Below are 12,677 nucleotides of genomic sequence, written 5' to 3' on the forward strand. Positions count from 1 at the left end.
GCTTCAGGCTCCAGCGGGGAGGGGGAGGGAGACGGCGACGGCGGTGCCCTGGCCGGGCGCCGACTCGACCGCGAACGAGCCGCCCAGCGACTCGGCCCGCGAGCGCATCGCCGGAAGGCCGAAACCGCCGTCCGACGAAGGGCGTACGGACGCGGGGTCGAAGCCCCGGCCGTCGTCGACCACGTCCAGGGTCACCGACGCGTCCATGAACGACAAGGTGATCTCGGCACGGGACGCCGAGGCGTGCCGCACGGTGTTCGCGAGCGCCGACTGCGCGATCCGCAGCAGCGCCACCTCGTACGGCGTCGGCAGCTCCACCGGCGTGCCGCTCACCGAGAAGCGGACCCGGGGCCCGTCCGCGGGCAGCCCGGTGACCGGCTCGCACAGCCGCTCGAGGGCCGCCGCGAGCGAGCCGTGCTCCAGGTCCGGGGGCGACAGCGCCCGGACGAAGCGCCGTGCCTCCGCCAGGTTGTCCTGTGCGGCCTCGCGGGCCCGGCCGATGTGGCCCGCGGCGGGGGAGTCCGGCGGGAGGAGCCGCTCGGCCGCCCGCAGCAGCAGCTGGATCGAGGACAGCCCCTGCGCGAGCGTGTCGTGGATCTCCCGCGCGAGCCGCTCCCGCTCGGAGAGCGTCCCCGCGTGCCGCTCGGCCGCCGCCAGCTCCGCCCGCGTCTCGATGAGCTCCTCGATGAGCCGCCGCCGCCGCTCGCTCTCCCGGTACAGCGCCTGGTAGCCGAGGACCGTCGCCACCGCGACCGCCGCGCCGAGCAGCGGCCCGATGAAGACCCCCGGATTGAGCGGGGCGCCGTGGCCCACGTACGAGAGGATCGCCGCGCCCGCCGTGAGGGCCACGACCGGCAGCGACCAGCGGGTGGGCAGCAGGTGCAGCTGGAGGAAGTACAGGGGGAAGGCCAGCCAGAGCGCTTCCGGGGTGAGCCAGAGCAGCCCGAGCCAGGACGCTCCGAGGACCCCCAGCCATAGGGCGGCGGCGCGCTGCGAGCTCCGTACGGACGGCAGGTACGAGCCGGCCGCGTACACCGCGCCCATGACCACCGCCGCGACCGTCCCGGAGACCGAGTCCGCCCGTACCGCCGCCAGGACGAGCAGGCCCGCCATGAGGAGGTGCAGGCAGAGGCGCAGGGCGCGGAGGGCGGGGGTCAGCGAGCGGGGATCCATGATTTCTCCAGCGTAGGGAACGGGAGACAATCCGGACTCAACCGAAAGTTTGATTGCGGAGCCATCCGTGGCGCGATGCCGGTGGGGCAGCCCCCGGACCACTCTGGTCAGCATGTTCGTGGCATGGAGAGACCTGAGATTCGCCAAGGGGCGTTTCACCCTCATGGGCACCGTGATCGTGCTGATCACCCTGCTCGTGGGGTTGCTGTCCGGGCTGACCGCCGGACTCGCGCGAGAGAACATCTCCGCGATCACCGGTCTGCCCGCCGACCGGCTGGCCTTCGCGGCGCCGCCGTCCGGGCAGTCGGCCTCCTTCACCAATTCGACGGTGACGGAGGAGCAGTGGAGCGGGTGGGCGAAGCGGCCCGGGGTGACGGAGGCCGACCCGCTCGGCATCCGTACCCTCAACGCCGCCGCCGGGGACCACACCGCGGCCGTCTCCGCCTTCGGCTCGGAGCCGGACGCGGGACTCGCCCCCGGGACCGTCGGCGCGGGCAAGGTCGTCCTGTCCGAGTCGGCGGCGGAGGAGCTGGCCGTGGGCGCCGGCGACCGCGTCCGCCTCGGCCCGCTGGAGGTCACCGTCTCCGCGGTCTCCGGCGACGCCTCCTACAGTCACACGCCCGTCGTGTGGACGTCCCTCGACGACTGGCAGAAGGTCGGCCGGAGCGGCACCGCCGCGCAGGAGCAGGCCACCGTGATCGCGCTGAGCGGCGACGGCGTCGACTGGGCGGCCGGCGACGAGGCCGCGGGCACCGAGGCCCGCACCCTCGACGGGGCCCTCACCGCCATAGGGTCCTACCAGGCCGAGAACGGCTCGCTGCAGCTGATGCGCGGGTTCCTCTTCGCCATCTCCGCGCTGGTCATAGGGGCGTTCTTCACGGTCTGGACCATCCAGCGCAGCGGTGACGTCGCCGTCCTCAAGGCGCTCGGCGCCTCCACCCCGTACCTCCTCAAGGACGCCCTCGGGCAGGCCGTGCTCATGCTCACCGCCGGCACCCTGCTCGGCACCGCGCTCGCGGTCGGCATCGGCGCCCTGGTCAGCGGCGGGAACGTGCCCTTCGTCCTCGAACCGCTCACCGTCCTCGGCCCGGCCGCCGTGATCGTCGTCCTCGGTGTCCTCGGCGCCGCCCTGTCCATCCGGCGGATCACCGCCGTCGACCCCCTCACCGCCCTCGGGAGCGCCCGATGAGCCTCGTCCTCGACGCCGTCACCCTCACCTACCCCGACGGCGACGGCCGGCTCACCGCCCTCGACGCCGTCTCCCTGACCGTCCCCGCCGGCACGCTCACGGCCGTCGTCGGGCCGTCCGGCTCCGGCAAGTCCAGCCTCCTCGCGGTGGCCGCCACCCTGGTGACCCCGGACACGGGGCGGGTCGTCGTCGCCGGTACGGACACGGGGCCGCTGACCGCCGCCGCCAAGGCGGAGCTGCGCCGGGAGCACATCGGCATCGTCTTCCAGCAGCCGAACCTGCTGCCCTCGCTGAGCGCGGTGGAGCAGCTCCAGGTGATGGCCCATCTGTCGAAGCGTTCGCCCAAGGAGGTACGGGGCCGGGCCATGGACCTCCTCGACGCGGTGGGCCTCGCGGACCAGGCCCACCGGCGGCCCCACCAGCTGTCGGGCGGTCAGCGGCAGCGCGTGAACATCGCGCGGGCGCTGATGAACGAGCCGTCCGTGCTCCTGGTCGACGAGCCGACGAGCGCCCTGGACCACGAGCGGGGCGCGGCGGTCATGGACCTCCTGGCCACGCTGACGGCCGAGCGGGGGACGGCGACGGTCCTGGTCACCCACGACCGCACGCACCTGGCCCGCACGGACCACACGGTGACGGTCCAGGACGGCCGCCTGACGGAGTCCGTACGGGCCTGAGGCCGGCTTCTCATCCGGTACGGCGGGCCCGGGCGCGGGCCCGCCACCCGAGGGCGACCGCGGCCAGGCCCACGAGGACGGCGACGTACGCGCCGCCGAGGCCGTTGCCGGTGCCGAGGCCGCCGTCCGGCGGGGCGACGCGCTGCTCGCGCCGTCCCTCGCGCGCAGGCTCCTCGACCGGTACGTCGCCGAGCCGTTCGCGACGGGCTCCGCCGCCGCTCCGGAGGACCTGACCAACCGTGAACGCGGGGCCGTGACGCTGGTGGCCCGGGGCCTCTCCAACGACGAGATCGCCGGCCGCATGGTGATCACGCCGCTGACCGCGAAGACCCACGTCAACCGGGCGATGACCAAGCTCGGCGCCCGGGACCGGGCCCAACTGGTCGTCCTCGCCTACGAGTCGGGCCTGGTGTCACCGCGTACGGCCGGGTCCTGACGCACGGCGTCAGTCGAACCGGACGACCAGGCGGACGTCCTCGTCCCCGTGGGTGGCCGCGAGGCCGCGCACGGCCGCCCACACCGGGGCCCAGCTGCCGTCCGGCGGGGCGAACATGCGGGCGGTGAGGGTCACCGGGCGGTAGACGGCGCCCTTCCAGAGGACCTCGGCGGGCCACTCCGGGGGCATCAGGTCCTCGCCGAAGACCTCCTCCGCCCCCCATGGCGGCGTCAGCCCTGGCCGTTGCCCGAGGTGTTCGCCAGGGCCGCCGAGAGTTCGCGGGCGACTTCCTGGAGGATCGGGACGATCTTCTCGGTGGCGGCCTCGGTGACCCGGCCCGCCGGGCCCGAGATGGAGATGGCCGCGGCGGTGGGGGAGTCGGGGACGGAGACCGCGAGGCAGCGGACCCCTATCTCCTGCTCGTTGTCGTCGACCGCGTAACCCGTCTCGCGGACCGCCACGAGCGCGTCGAGGAAGCCGTCCGGCGTGGTGATGGTCTTCTCGGTCGCGGCGGGCATGCCGGTGCGGGCGAGCAGCGCCCGGACCTCCTCGGCCGGCGTGTGCGCGAGGAGCGCCTTGCCGACGCCGGTCGAGTGCGGCAGGACCCGGCGGCCGACCTCGGTGAACATGCGCATCGAGTGCTTGGACGGCACCTGCGCGACGTACACGATCTCGTCGCCGTCGAGCAGCGCCATGTTCGCGGTCTCGCCGGTCTCCTCGACGAGCCGCGCCAGGTAGGGGCGGGCCCAGGTGCCGAGGAGGCGGGAGGCGGACTCGCCGAGCCGGATGAGCCGGGGGCCGAGGGCGTACCGGCGGTTGGGCTGCTGGCGCACGTAGCCGCAGGCGACGAGGGTGCGCATGAGGCGGTGGATGGTGGGGAGCGGGAGTCCGCTGCTGGCGGAGAGCTCGCTCAGCCCGACCTCGCCCCCGGCGTCGGCCATCCGCTCCAGGAGGTCGAAGGCGCGCTCGAGGGACTGGACGCCCCCGCTCGCGGCGGGCTTGGCGGCGTCGGTGGTGCTGGCGCTGGACGTCGGCACGTCAACGGTCCTTTCGGGGCAGGCGGGCAAGGCAGCAGCCTACCGGGCCGCCGGCCGGGGCACACGGTCCCGGTACCGGCGTCAGCGCCGGTCAGGGGGTGTTTGTCCGGTGTCGGTGACGGCCCGGGGTGATCCGGGACTGGCTCGCATGTGCGGAGCTACGTTCTACTGTACGGAATTTTGATTCCACTTTGTGGAAACGTCCAAGCCGGGTTCGCCGACGGCCGATGCTGGAAGTGTGCCCTTGACGACCCCTCGCCCGGAAGTGAAGACTCCTTTTCAACAGTTCGTTGAATTTCCCGCTCTTTCTGCGGATCGCTTGAAGATAGGGGTACGGGTGGACGTCAACCTGGTCCTGCGCTCGACACGCGTCATCACCCCCGAGGGGACGCGCCCGGCGTCGATCGCCGTCTCCGGAGGGACGATCGCGGCCGTGCTGCCGTACGACGCCGAGGTGCCCGCCGGCGCCCGACTGGAGGACGTCGGCGACGACGTCGTCCTGCCCGGACTCGTCGACACCCACGTGCACGTGAACGACCCCGGCCGCACCGAGTGGGAGGGCTTCTGGACCGCCACCCGCGCGGCCGCCGCCGGCGGCATCACCACCCTGCTCGACATGCCGCTGAACTCGCTGCCCCCGACCACCACCGTGGAGCACCTCCGGGTCAAGCAGGAGGTCGCCCGCAGCAAGGCCCACATCGACGTCGGCTTCTGGGGCGGCGCCCTGCCCGACAACGTCAAGGACCTGCGCCCCCTCCACGACGCCGGCGTCTTCGGTTTCAAGTGCTTCCTCTCGCCCTCCGGCGTCGAGGAGTTCCCCGAGCTCGACCAGGAGCAGCTGGCGAACTCGCTCGCCGAGATATCCGGCTTCGACGGCCTGATGATCGTGCACGCCGAGGACCCGCACCACCTCGCCGCCGCGCCCCAGCGGTCGGGCGGCGCGTACGCCGACTTCCTCGCCTCCCGCCCCCGCGACGCCGAGAACACGGCCATCGAGAACCTGATCAACCAGGCCCGCCGGCTCAACGCCCGCGTGCACGTCCTGCACCTCTCCTCCGCGGACGCGCTGCCGGCCATCGCCGCCGCCAAGGCCGAGGGCGTGAAGGTCACCGTCGAGTCCTGCCCGCACTTCCTCACGCTCACCGCCGAGGAGATCCCGGACGGCGCCACCGAGTTCAAGTGCTGCCCGCCCATCCGCGAGGCCTCGAACCAGGACGCCCTGTGGCAGGGGCTCGCCGACGGCACGATCGACTGCATCGTCTCCGACCACTCGCCGTCCACCGCCGACCTGAAGACCCCGGACTTCGCCTCCGCCTGGGGCGGCATCTCCTCCCTCCAGCTCGGCCTGCCCGCCATCTGGACCGAGGCCCGCCGCCGCGGCCACTCCCTGGAGGACGTCGTCCGCTGGATGTCCGAGGGCCCGGCCCGGCTCGCCGGACTCACCCGCAAGGGCGCCATCGAGGCCGGCCGCGACGCCGACTTCGCCGTCCTCGCCCCCGACGCCACCTTCACCGTCGACCCGGCCGACCTCCAGCACCGCAACCGGATCACCGCCTACGCGGGCAAGACCCTCAGCGGCGTCGTCACCTCCACCTGGCTGCGTGGAGAGCGGATCGCCGACCGGGGCACCCTCGCCGAGCCCTCCGGCCGCCTCCTCGAAAGGAACAACTGACGTGTCGTCCATACCCAGCTTCACCGGTGACGCCAGCCCCTACGGCGGCGGCGACCCGTACGCCGACTACCGGACGGCCGACTTCCCCTTCACCCAGTACGCGGACCTCGCGGACCGGCGTCTGGGCGCGGGTGTCATCGCCGCCAACGACGAGTTCTTCGCCGAGCGCGAGAACCTGCTCAAGCCCGAGGCCGCCGAGTTCGACCCCGAGCACTTCGGCCACAAGGGCAAGATCATGGACGGCTGGGAGACCCGCCGCCGCCGCGGTGTCTCCGCCCAGCAGCCGCACCCCACCGAGGACGACCACGACTGGGCGCTCGTACGCCTCGGCGCCCCCGGCGTCGTCCGCGGCATCGTCGTCGACACCGCCCACTTCCGCGGCAACTACCCGCAGGCCGTCTCCGTCGAGGCCGCCTCCGTGGCCGGCTCGCCCTCGCCCGAGGAGCTCCTCGCCGACGACGTGAAGTGGACGACGCTGGTCCCGCGCACCGCGGTCGGCGGCCACGCCGCCAACGGCTTCGCCGTCGACGTCGAGCAGCGCTTCACGCACCTGCGCGTCAACCAGCACCCGGACGGCGGCATCGCCCGCCTCCGCGTCCACGGCGAGGTCGCCCCGGACCCGGCGTGGCTCGGCGTCCTCGGCACCTTCGACCTCGCCGCCCTGGAGAACGGCGGCCGGGTCGAGGACGCCTCGGACCGCTTCTACTCCCCGGCCACCAACACCATCCAGCCGGGCCGCTCCCGCAAGATGGACGACGGCTGGGAGACCCGCCGCCGCCGCGACAAGGGCAACGACTGGATCCGCTACGGCCTGGTCGCCGAGTCCGAGATCCGCGCCGTCGAGATCGACACCGCCTACCTCAAGGGCAACAGCGCGGGCTGGGCCGCCCTCTCCGTCGCCGCCGAGGGCTCGGAGGAGTGGACCGAGATCCTGCCCCGGACCCGCCTCCAGCCCGACACCAACCACCGGTTCGTGCTCGACACCCCGGCCGTCGGCTCCCGCGTCCGCATCGACATCTACCCGGACGGCGGCATCTCCCGCCTCCGTCTCTTCGGCTCCCTCACGGACGCCGGTACGGCGCGGCTGACCGCCCGCCACCAGGAGCTCGGCGGCTGACCGGCTCCTCCACCGACTGGGCGGGCACGACACCCCGCCCGGCACGCGAGGGCGCACCGGCCCGACAGCACCGGTGCGCCCTCGCGCCTCCCCCCCTTTTTTGTGGCTCGGTTCACCTCCGGCGCGCCCCTTCGGCTCACTCGCCCTCAGCGCGCGGTGAGGCGTTACGCGGCGTGCCCGCCGTCCACCGAGAACTCGGCGCCCGTCACGTACCGACCGCCCGGGCCCGCCAGGAAGGCGACCATCGCCGCCACCTCGTCCGGGGTGCCGAAGCGGCCGAGCGCCGTCATGGCCGCCTGCCCCTCCGCGTACGGCCCGTCCGCCGGGTTCATGTCGGTGTCGACGGGACCGGGGTGGACGATGTTCGCCGTGATGCCGCGCCCGCCCAGCTCCCGCGCGAGCGCCTTCGTCAGGCCGATCAGCGCGGCCTTGCTCATCGTGTAGAGGCTCCCGCCGGGGCCCGGCACCCGCTGGGTCATGCAGGTGCCGATCGTGACGATCCTGCCGCCCTCGGGCAGCCGCGCGGCCGCCGCCTGCGAGGCGAGGAACGCCGCCCGGACGTTCACCGCCAGGACCCGGTCCACGTCCGCGAGGGAGAGCGACTCCAGCGGCCCGAGGACGCCCGCGCCGACGTTGTTCACCAGGACGTCGAGGCGGCCGAGGGCGTCCGCCGCCCACTCCACCGCGCCCGCCGCGTCCCCGGCGTCGGCCGCGTCCGCCCGCAGCGGCAGCGCCTTGCGGCCGGCCGCCTCGATCCGCGCGGCGACCTCCTTGGCCCGCGCCTCGTCCTGGACGTAGGTGAAGGCCACGTCGGCGCCCTCCTGGGCCAGCCGCACCGCCGTCGCCGCGCCGATCCCCCGGCTGCCACCCGTCACCAGGACCGCCGTGCCGTTCATCGTGGACATCCCGAAACCTCCGTGAGTAACGCCAACTGGTTGCGGGTTCAATGAAAGTCGGCGGGGCGTCCGGACGCTGGCGGGAATCGGACCCCGACCCACCGATGACTTCCGCCGGGCGGTGGAGTCGGAAGGGGTGAGACACGATGGTCCGGAGAACAGAAAGGCATGCACCATGGCCACCCTCAGCCTCACCCAGTTCCTCACCCTCGACGGCGTCATCCAGGCCCCGGGAGGCCCGGAGGAGGACCCGAGCGAAGGCTTCGAGCACGGCGGCTGGTCCGTGCCGTTCGGCGACGAGGACTTCGGCAAGCGCATCACCGAGATCTTCGCCCGCCCGACCGCCTTCCTCCTCGGCCGCCGCACCTACGACATCTTCTCGGGCTACTGGCCCAAGCACGACGACCCCGCCGACCCCGTCGCCTCCAAGCTCAACCACCTCCCCAAGTACGTCGCCACGACCACCCTCGCCTCCGCCGACTGGGAGAACACCACCCTCCTCCGCGGCGACATCGTCGAGGAGGTCACCGCCCTCAAGGAGCGCACCGACGGCGAGATCCAGATGCACGGCAGCGCCGGCCTCGCCCGCACCCTCCTCGACCACGACCTCATCGACACCCTCCACCTGCACGTCTTCCCCGTGGTCCTCGGCACCGGCCGCCGCCTCTTCAGCGACGGGGTCCGCCCGACCGCCTTCCGCCTCACCGACACGCGCACCACCGCCGCGGGCGTCGCCCTCCACACGTACGAACTGGCGGGCCGGCCCACGTACGGCAGCTACTGATCCGGACCGGGGGAATGGTGTAGCCACCACGGGTCCGTCCCGGTTACGGTGATCGCTCCGAGTGCGAGCCGTCGAAGTCTCCACCCCGCCCGAAGAGTTGGAGAACCGGCCCGCGATGTCAGCTTCGTCGATCGCCGCACCCGTATCCCTCGGCGCGCCGCGCCGCGCCTGGCTCACCGACCTCCCCGTCCTGCTCGTCGCCGTCGTCTGGGGCGCCAGCTACCTCGCGGCCAAGGGCATCACCACCGGCCACACCGTCATCGCGGTCCTCGTGCTGCGGTTCGCGGTGGTGCTGCCCGTCCTCGTCGCCGCCGGGTGGAGCAGGCTCCGCGCCCTCGGCGCGGCCCAGTGGCGCGGCGCCGCGACCCTCGGTCTGATCCTCGCCGGGATCTTCCTCCTGGAGACGTACGGCGTCGTCCACACCTCCGCCACCAACGCGGGCCTGATCATCAGCCTCACCATGATCTTCACCCCGCTCGCCGAGTCGGCCGTCACCCGGGCGCTGCCGTCCCGCTCCTTCCTCGCCGCCGCCGCGCTCTCCGTCGCCGGTGTCGTGCTGCTGACCCAGGGCGGGGGGTTCACCGCCCCCTCCCTCGGCGATCTGCTCATGCTGCTCGCCGCCCTCGCCCGTACCGTCCACGTCCTGGCCATGTCCCGGATCAAGGCGGTCCGGTCGGCCGACTCGCTCTCCCTCACCACCGTCCAGCTCGGCTCCGCCGTCGCCGTGTTCGCCGTCATCGCCGCCTTCCCCGGCACCGGCGCCTCACCCTGGGCCGTCGCCCTCGACTTCGGCCCGCGCGAATGGGCCGGGCTCCTCTTCCTCTCCGTCTTCTGCACGCTCTTCGCCTTCTTCGTGCAGATGTGGGCCGTCCGCCGCACCTCGCCCTCCCGGGTCAGCCTCCTCCTCGGCACGGAACCCCTCTGGGCCGCCGCCGCGGGCATCGCCCTCGCGGGCGACCGCCCCGGCGCCCTCGGCCTCGCCGGCGCCGTACTCGTCCTCGCGGGCACGAGTTGGGGCCGCCGCACCGCGGACGAGGGCGCCCGGTAGGTTCTTGCGCCATGCGTTCGCTGCCGTACGACATAGACTTCCGCGCCCGGGCCCGCCGCACCCAGGCATGGGGACTCGGTCTCCTCGCCGTGGCCGTGCTCCTGTGGATCTGGCTCGCGGTGCTCCTCTTCACGCCCTACGAGACCGATACGTACGGCAGGGAGTGCACCTCCCGGTTCACCAGCGAGAACCTCCACAACAGCGACAGCCGCTGCGTCAACGAGCGCGACTGGCCCGAACTCCTCACCGTGCTCGGCGCGTCCGTGCCCGTGGCCGTGATCGGCGGCGTCCTCTACACCAGCGGCTCCGTGTCCCACCGCATGGCCGAGCACCTCGCCGAGGTCACCCGCCTCAACGAGGCGAGCGCCTGACCGTCCGGAGCCCGCCCGCTCAGGCCTTGGACATGCGGCTGCCCGCGATCGCGAGGACGAGCCCGAGGACCGCGACGACGAGGTTCGCGAACAGCTCCCGGCCCTCCAGGAACCACACGTTCTCCGTGAGGAACCGGGTCAGACCCATGAAGTGGAACCAGCCGTCCGTCAGCTCGCGGATCACCCCGGCGACCCCGGCCACGAGCAGCAGTCCACCGAGCCCCTCAAGAAACTTCTTCATGAGCCGATCATGGCGAGGACGGCCGACCGGCCGCGTCCGCCGTTCGTCCACGGCGGCCGATACCAAAGTATCGACCTGCGCGACTCCCGTAGCGGGACGGCCCGCACGACCGGTGGACCGCGCCTGACCTGCGTACATTTACGGACATGACGCGTACGGACCGGCAGCACCGGCTGCTCCCCTCCCACCTGGTCGAACCGGGCGGGAGCGGAGCGCCCCGGCCCCGCCGTACCGCCCGCGACTGGGTCGTGGACACCACGCTCTTCCTCCTCGCCGCGTTCGTCGGCCTGCTCGCCGCCGACGCCAGCGCGCAGTACACCAGCGCGACCGTCACCCTCCTCGACCAGCTCGCCGGCGCCGCCGCCTGCAGCGCCCTCTGGCTGCGCCGACGGTGGCCCGTCGGCCTCGCCGTCGCCCTCTCCCTGGCCAACGCCGTGGCGCCGGTCGCCGCCGGAGCCCTCCTCGCGAGCCTGTTCAGCGTCGCCGTACGCCGCCCGTTCCGCGAGATCGCCTGGATCGGCGCGCTCGCCGTCGCCACCTCCGTCGTCCAGGTCTTCGTCCGCCCCGACCCCACCACCAACGCCGGCCTCTCCATCGCCCTCGGCTTCATCCTCGTCCTCCTCGTCACCGCCTGGGGCATGCTCGTCCGCGCCCGCCGCCAGCTCTTCGAAGCCCTCAGGGAACGGGCCCGCCGCGCCGAGTCCGAGGCCGAGCTGCGCGCCGCCCAGGCCCAGCGGCTCGCCCGCGAGGCCATCGCCCGCGAGATGCACGACGTGCTCGCCCACCGGCTCACCCTGCTCAGCGTCCACGCCGGGGCCCTGGAGTTCCGGCCGGACGCCCCGCCCGAGCAGATCGCCCGCGCCGCCGGAGTCATCCGCGACAGCGCCCACGAAGCCCTCCAGGACCTCCGCGAGATCATCGGAGTCCTGCGCGCCCCCGGCGAGAACGGCGACGGCGCCAGGCCCCAGCCCACCCTCGCCACCCTCGACGCGCTGGTCGACGAGTCCCGCGAGGCCGGCGCGGACGTCGTCCTCGACAGCACCGTCGACGACCCGGCCGCGGTGCCCGCCGCCACCGGCCGCACCGTCTACCGCATCGCGCAGGAGGCCCTCACCAACGCCCGCAAGCACGCCCCCGGCACCACGGTCACCGTCACCGTCCGCGGCCGGCCCGGCGAAGGCCTCACCGTCGACATCCGCAACCCGGCCCCCGCGGGCCCGGTCCCGCCCGTCCCCGGCTCCGGCCAGGGCCTCATCGGCCTCACCGAACGCGCCGCCCTCGCCGGCGGCCGGATGGAGCACGGCCCGGCCCCCGACGGCGGATTCGCCCTGCACGCCTGGCTACCGTGGCCCTCATGACCATCCGGCTGCTCATCGTCGACGACGACCCCCTGGTCCGCGCGGGCCTCGCCCTCATGCTCGGCGGCGCCGACGACCTCGAGATCGTCGGCGAGGGCGCCGACGGCCGGGAGGTCCCCGAACTCGTCGCCCTGCACGCCCCGGACGTCGTCCTCATGGACATCCGCATGCCCCACGTGGACGGCCTCACCGCCACCGAGCGCCTCCGCGCCCTTCCCGGCGCCCCCGAGGTCGTCGTCCTCACCACCTTCCACGCCGACGAGCAGGTGCTGCGCGCCCTGCGGGCCGGCGCCGCCGGATTCGTCCTCAAGGACACCAAGCCCGCCGAGATCGTCGCCGCCGTCCGCCGGGTCGCCGCCGGCGACCCCGCCCTCTCGCCGGCCGTCACCCGCCAGCTGATGGCCCACGTCGTGGAGCGGCCCGAACAGCAGCCGCGGCGCGCCACGGCCGCCGCGCGCCTCGCCGAACTCGCCGACCGCGAGCGGGAGGTGGCCGTCGCCGTCGGGCGCGGCCGGTCCAACGCGGAGATCGCCGCCGAGCTGTACATGGGCATCCCCACGGTCAAGGCCCACGTATCCCGGATCCTCGCCAAGTTCGGCCTCAACAACCGCGTCCAGATCGCGCTCCTGGTGCACGATGCCGGGCTGTCGGAAGGCGAGGACGACGTCTAGGGTCGGA

General features: G+C 73.6%; 14 protein-coding genes and 2 pseudogenes. 10 read left to right on the forward strand and 6 right to left on the reverse strand.

Going from position 1 to position 12,677, the window contains the following annotated elements; translation table 11 throughout:
- Window positions 1-3 precede the first annotated feature (3 nt).
- Entirely contained in the window at window positions 4-1,173 is a 1,170-nt protein-coding gene (locus GGE06_RS26430) for a sensor histidine kinase (protein WP_184931999.1), read from the reverse strand.
- 112 nt (window positions 1,174-1,285) lie between these two features.
- Between GGE06_RS26430 and GGE06_RS26435 the strand changes: the two genes are divergently transcribed.
- Complete coding sequence (locus GGE06_RS26435) at window positions 1,286-2,362, forward strand: ABC transporter permease (RefSeq protein WP_181924458.1); 1,077 nt, start codon at window positions 1,286-1,288, stop codon at window positions 2,360-2,362.
- Window positions 2,359-3,039: an ABC transporter ATP-binding protein gene (locus tag GGE06_RS26440; RefSeq protein WP_116158119.1), complete on the forward strand. Its 681-nt coding sequence runs from the start codon at window positions 2,359-2,361 to the stop codon at window positions 3,037-3,039. The genes GGE06_RS26435 and GGE06_RS26440 overlap by 4 nt, the downstream gene beginning before the upstream one ends.
- A 10-nt stretch (window positions 3,040-3,049) precedes the next feature.
- Here the strand turns inward: GGE06_RS26440 and GGE06_RS44105 are convergent.
- A pseudogene (locus GGE06_RS44105) lies at window positions 3,050-3,118 on the reverse strand (hypothetical protein); the annotation flags it as partial.
- Window positions 3,119-3,169: 51 nt separating this feature from the next.
- Here GGE06_RS44105 and GGE06_RS26445 point away from each other — a divergent pair.
- A pseudogene (locus tag GGE06_RS26445) lies at window positions 3,170-3,475 on the forward strand (response regulator transcription factor); the annotation flags it as partial.
- 9 nt (window positions 3,476-3,484) lie between these two features.
- Here the strand turns inward: GGE06_RS26445 and GGE06_RS26450 are convergent.
- Together GGE06_RS26450 and GGE06_RS26455 are read right to left on the reverse strand one after the other, a co-directional pair.
- On the reverse strand, window positions 3,485-3,664 hold the full coding sequence (locus tag GGE06_RS26450; RefSeq protein WP_246532786.1) for a hypothetical protein: 180 nt from the start codon (window positions 3,662-3,664) through the stop codon (window positions 3,485-3,487).
- A gap of 41 nt (window positions 3,665-3,705) precedes the next feature.
- The gene (locus GGE06_RS26455) at window positions 3,706-4,512 is read right to left on the reverse strand and encodes an IclR family transcriptional regulator (RefSeq protein WP_093873352.1); all 807 of its coding nucleotides are present in this window, start codon (window positions 4,510-4,512) and stop codon (window positions 3,706-3,708) included.
- Between the two features lie 337 nt (window positions 4,513-4,849).
- Between GGE06_RS26455 and allB the strand changes: the two genes are divergently transcribed.
- Together allB and alc are read left to right on the forward strand one after the other, a co-directional pair.
- The gene (gene allB / locus GGE06_RS26460) at window positions 4,850-6,184 is read left to right on the forward strand and encodes an allantoinase AllB (protein ID WP_116158117.1); all 1,335 of its coding nucleotides are present in this window, start codon (window positions 4,850-4,852) and stop codon (window positions 6,182-6,184) included.
- A gap of 1 nt (window position 6,185) precedes the next feature.
- Window positions 6,186-7,301 carry an allantoicase gene (gene alc / locus GGE06_RS26465; RefSeq protein WP_184932000.1) on the forward strand — a complete coding sequence of 372 codons (1,116 nt, stop codon included), beginning with the start codon at window positions 6,186-6,188 and terminating at the stop codon, window positions 7,299-7,301.
- A gap of 164 nt (window positions 7,302-7,465) precedes the next feature.
- Here alc and GGE06_RS26470 read toward each other — a convergent pair whose 3' ends face one another.
- Window positions 7,466-8,206 carry an SDR family NAD(P)-dependent oxidoreductase gene (locus tag GGE06_RS26470; protein WP_116158115.1) on the reverse strand — a complete coding sequence of 247 codons (741 nt, stop codon included), beginning with the start codon at window positions 8,204-8,206 and terminating at the stop codon, window positions 7,466-7,468.
- A gap of 166 nt (window positions 8,207-8,372) precedes the next feature.
- On the opposite strand from GGE06_RS26470, the gene GGE06_RS26475 reads away from it, so the two are divergent.
- The 3 genes from GGE06_RS26475 to GGE06_RS26485 all read left to right on the forward strand — a co-directional run bounded on the left by GGE06_RS26475 (window position 8,373) and on the right by GGE06_RS26485 (window position 10,400).
- A complete protein-coding gene (locus GGE06_RS26475) occupies window positions 8,373-8,981 on the forward strand; it encodes a dihydrofolate reductase family protein (protein ID WP_116158114.1) in 609 nt (202 codons plus the stop codon).
- A 115-nt stretch (window positions 8,982-9,096) separates the two neighbouring features.
- Window positions 9,097-10,029 carry a DMT family transporter gene (locus GGE06_RS26480; RefSeq protein WP_184932140.1) on the forward strand — a complete coding sequence of 311 codons (933 nt, stop codon included), beginning with the start codon at window positions 9,097-9,099 and terminating at the stop codon, window positions 10,027-10,029.
- A gap of 11 nt (window positions 10,030-10,040) precedes the next feature.
- Window positions 10,041-10,400, forward strand: coding sequence for a hypothetical protein (locus tag GGE06_RS26485; RefSeq protein WP_116158112.1), 360 nt, complete (start codon window positions 10,041-10,043; stop codon window positions 10,398-10,400).
- Between the two features lie 19 nt (window positions 10,401-10,419).
- On the opposite strand, the gene GGE06_RS26490 is transcribed toward GGE06_RS26485, so the two are convergent.
- Window positions 10,420-10,641: a hypothetical protein gene (locus GGE06_RS26490; protein WP_116158111.1), complete on the reverse strand. Its 222-nt coding sequence runs from the start codon at window positions 10,639-10,641 to the stop codon at window positions 10,420-10,422.
- 146 nt (window positions 10,642-10,787) lie between these two features.
- Between GGE06_RS26490 and GGE06_RS26495 the strand changes: the two genes are divergently transcribed.
- Complete coding sequence (locus GGE06_RS26495) at window positions 10,788-11,999, forward strand: sensor histidine kinase (RefSeq protein ID WP_116158110.1); 1,212 nt, start codon at window positions 10,788-10,790, stop codon at window positions 11,997-11,999.
- Window positions 11,996-12,670 (forward strand): response regulator transcription factor, encoded by a 675-nt coding sequence (locus GGE06_RS26500; RefSeq protein ID WP_184932001.1) that lies wholly within the window; start codon window positions 11,996-11,998, stop codon window positions 12,668-12,670. Before GGE06_RS26495 ends, GGE06_RS26500 begins: the two co-directional genes overlap by 4 nt.
- The last annotated feature ends 7 nt before the right edge of the window (window positions 12,671-12,677 follow it).

Origin of the sequence: Streptomyces nymphaeiformis (genome assembly GCF_014203895.1) — a bacterium.
GTDB classification, from domain to species: domain Bacteria; phylum Actinomycetota; class Actinomycetes; order Streptomycetales; family Streptomycetaceae; genus Streptomyces; species Streptomyces nymphaeiformis.